Source organism: Phaeobacter sp. HS011 (assembly GCF_018101215.1).
GTDB lineage: Bacteria > Pseudomonadota > Alphaproteobacteria > Rhodobacterales > Rhodobacteraceae > Phaeobacter > Phaeobacter inhibens.
Window position 1 is genome coordinate 1 of sequence record NZ_JAGEUF010000019.1, and the last position, 3,548, is coordinate 3,548.

3 protein-coding genes are annotated in these 3,548 nt (G+C 55.7%); all 3 read left to right on the forward strand.

Features of this window, described 5'->3' with window-relative positions; all coding sequences use genetic code 11:
* Nucleotides 1–273 precede the first annotated feature (273 nt).
* The 3 genes from J4721_RS19615 to J4721_RS19625 all read left to right on the forward strand — a co-directional run bounded on the left by J4721_RS19615 (nt 274) and on the right by J4721_RS19625 (nt 3,546).
* Nucleotides 274–471, forward strand: a complete 198-nt coding sequence (locus J4721_RS19615; RefSeq protein WP_102882925.1) for a hypothetical protein — start codon at nt 274–276, stop codon at nt 469–471.
* 36 nt (nt 472–507) lie between these two features.
* Complete coding sequence (locus tag J4721_RS19620; RefSeq protein ID WP_211003464.1) at nt 508–1,815, forward strand: DUF6538 domain-containing protein; 1,308 nt, start codon at nt 508–510, stop codon at nt 1,813–1,815.
* 420 nt (nt 1,816–2,235) lie between these two features.
* Nucleotides 2,236–3,546, forward strand: coding sequence for an ATP-dependent RecD-like DNA helicase (locus J4721_RS19625; RefSeq protein ID WP_211003465.1), 1,311 nt, complete (start codon nt 2,236–2,238; stop codon nt 3,544–3,546).
* Nucleotides 3,547–3,548: the final 2 nt, after the last annotated feature.

Genomic DNA, 3,548 nt, shown 5'->3' on the forward strand with positions numbered 1-3,548 from the left:
ACAAGCATCTATATAAAGAAACTCTCATGGAGATTTATAGATGCTTACAACCTTCACGTTGCTTGTTGCGGCTGGGGGCGGCTTCCGGTTGGCCGTATCCTGGTGCCTGCGGAAGCGGTATGACCTACGCCTGACCATCTCTGAAGCACTGGCTGCTCTCCTACTAGTCTTGGCAGGGTTACCCGAATGGCTTAGCCCGATCCCATTCCCTTTACACTTCAGTTTCATGCTCGGCGTTGTCCTGCCCGACCTTCTCACGAGGAGGGTCTAGGTATGACTTACCTCGACCTCAAGTCCGGCGACGTTGTTGTTATTCGAGCTGGGGAAGACTGGCCCGAACACCTGTTCCGTATCGATGAGGTCTTTGAGGACCTTGTAACCGGATACTCGATCACTGGGCCCCTAAAAGACGAATACGGAGAACCAGACTTCGATCTGATCCTTCGCGTTCATTCCCGAGCCGCAGGCTGATCCTACCCATACAACTTACGAAGAAAGGAACAGACCATGTCGTCTGCTCGAATTCGCTATGCCTATTTAAAGGGTCAAACTTGGCTCTATAGGCGGAACTACCCCAAGGAGGTGGCTGCTTTCCTCGGCCAACAGGCCCTGAAGCAGTCTCTCAAGACCAGTGACGCCAAGGTGGCCCGACAAAGGGCTGCCGAGGTAAACACCCGCTACGAGGATACCGTGGATCAGGTTCTGTCAGGGGCGCTGTCTCTGCCACAGAGAGCCACGCTCTCGGACGCTTCCACCTCGGAATGGGCAACCCCATCGGAACTGGCTCTTGCTCGTCTCCGGGCCACTCTGGAATTCTCTGAGCCCGTTAAGTACCAGCAGGTGGTCCAGCCCAAGGCGACGGTCCAGGAAGCCGCCAGACGCTACCTGATCCTGCGCCAGAACGAGCTCAGGCCCAGCGGGTTTAAGTCGGTCCGCTATTCGATCGAGCTGTTCTCGTCCAAGTACGGGACCCGCAAGCTGGTGGAACTGGCGCGGGAGGACGGACGGGAGTTCCTATCCCTGATCGCCCAGCTGAGCCCCACCATCGGCAAGTCGGAACGGACACGCGGCATGTCCCTGGATGCGTCAGTGGACTGGTCATCTCACGGCAAGGCCAAGATCACCGGGCGGACCCAGCGGCGCATATGGTCACAGGTCTGTCACTGGCTCGACTGGTGCGTGTACGAGGGTGAGCTGGTTGCCAACCCCTTCTCATCGGTCAGGTTTGAGGCCAAGGTTCGGCACCAGCCCTATGCGGTTCCGACGGACAAGGAGGTCAGGCTGCTGCTGGCTCAAGCTGATCCAGTAATTGGCAAGGTCCTGTTGATTTGCCTGTTGTCCGGCATGAGAGCGGGTGAAGCGGCAGGGTTGCTCAGGGAAGATCTCGTGACCAAAGGCAATCTTGGTGGATTTTTCTTGGTGCGCCCGAACCAATTACGCTTGCTGAAAACCGACGCGGCTGAGCGCCAGGTTCCAGTCCACTCAACACTCGATCCGGTACTGGCCAAGCTACCCAGCGCTGGGCCACTGTTCCCAGACCTGAAGGTGAACGACATAACCAAACGGTTCGCAAAGATCAGACAGGCGCTGGGCATCGACAGGCAAGGCTTGGTATTCCACTCCACTCGGAAGTGGTTCATCACTCAGTGCGAGCGGACAGGTGTTCCTGAGCACTTCACCGCCAGCATTGTTGGTCACAAGTCAGCCCGGTCTGAGAATGGGATCACCTATAGCATCTACTCTGCCGGTATCTCAGACGAGCAGAAGCGGCATATCGTGGACCAGATCAGGTTGCCAGCGGGGTGTTCGCCGTGAGCAAGATACCCGACATTGATGCCTTCGAGGAAAGGGCCGCTATCGCTGAATACGATGGCGGTCTTTCTCGTTCTGAGGCTGAGAATCTTGCTGCGCGACAACAGGGTTTCGTGAATGCCGAGGCCTATTGGCAGTGGTTAGCAGACTACGTTGTGAACAAGACCCTCCCACACTGAACTACGCTCTGTCCGGGTTCCCTCTATAGGGGTTCGGGCGGAGCATGCCAGATACTCTCCCTAAGGTTGAAATATAAGTAATTTCAGAGCTTTAGAAATAGGGTGCGCTAAAGCTAACCAAACGTATCCGCGTTGCCCCACTCAACGGGCTCAATTCACCACGAAAAGGTCAGCACCCCTTACCTTTAATTCAAACTATGCGATGGCCCGAAATCCGGTCATCGCTGCCACAAGGATTCCCGATATGAATATGCTCAACGAAGAACAAAACGCAGTCGTAAACGCTATCGCCAGCATGCAGGGCGGAGACCGGCTGGTGGTCTCAGGACGGGCAGGCTCTGGCAAGACTTATGCCATCGCCAATTCCGTTTTGGATAGAAAGGCCCTTTTCCTCACCCCAACCCATCCGGCACGTTCTGTCTTGGATCAGGAGCTGCCAGACAAGCGCCACAAGGTGATGACGATTCACAGTGCGATCGGTTGGTACAGGCACAGAGACAATGACCTTGAGGCGGTAGAGGGCTATCGACCAGCCAAGAAAGCCGATCGGGGCGTTGGGAGTACAAGCGCGTTCGCGAAAGCAGACATCATCATTGTGGATGAATTCTCGATGGTCGGTTCGTTCCTATTCCGTGCAGTCGAAGAATACGCGAACGAATTTGGTTTGCCGGTCGTCTATAGCGGCGACCGCTTCCAGCTTCCGCCGGTTCAAGATCGAGAAGTAATCACGAAGCAAGGCTTCCCTACGATCACACTGAACAAGAGTATGCGGTTCTCTGAGGATAGCGAGATATTTAAGTTGGGTGAGCTGCTTCGAGACGCGATCGAGAATAGGCCGAAGGATGATCTGCCTTGCCTGTTCGATAGAGATGCTGTGCGGGTTGTTCCCGGTCAGACGTGGATGGATGGACTGACCAGCGAGTACTCCAGAGGTGGCAATCTGCTCGCGGTCACTGCAGATAACGAAACGCTGCGCCGCCTTCGCCATAAGGTGCGGCAAGTCGATCACGATAGGCTATGCGCTGGGGACGTCGTCATGAGTAAACAGACCGACGATCAGTTCAGAAATGGAGAGCAGTTAACAATCCAGCACGTAGAACGCAGCACTCACATCTTATCGGATGTTCCGGGTTGCTTGAGCCGATCTCACGAACTCAAGGTTCCCGGCTACGCGCTGGGCTTCGACGGGACAAACCAGATCGCCTTCGTGCTGGAGCGCGAAAAAGATGCCGACAAGCTGAGCAAGCGAATTCACGGCCTCTACGAAGGGGGCAAGCTCGACTTCGATGAGGCGGGTCGTGTACTCGACTGGCTGGACGGGATTAATCGCTTCGAGCTTGCGGCGCTTGCGACCGTACATAAGAGCCAAGGGAGGTCTGTGGACACCGTTTACATCGATACCGGAACAGTTCTACGGAAGCCTCACTGGCTTTCACCCATCACGCACAAGCGCCTTCTGTACACGGCGGTCACCCGAGCCCGAAAAGAAGTGGTCTTCTATCAGATGCCAACCTACTGCACTGCTGACGAGGAAAACCTCCTGTTGGCTGCATAACC

Excerpts from the sequence above, each read along its gene's own strand:
- J4721_RS19625 (WP_211003465.1), top strand. The coding sequence starts at position 2,236 with ATGAATATGCTCAACGAAGAACAAAACGCAGTCGTAAACGCTATCGCC.
- J4721_RS19620 (WP_211003464.1), top strand. The coding sequence starts at position 508 with ATGTCGTCTGCTCGAATTCGCTATGCCTATTTAAAGGGTCAAACTTGG.
- J4721_RS19615 (WP_102882925.1), top strand. The coding sequence starts at position 274 with ATGACTTACCTCGACCTCAAGTCCGGCGACGTTGTTGTTATTCGAGCT.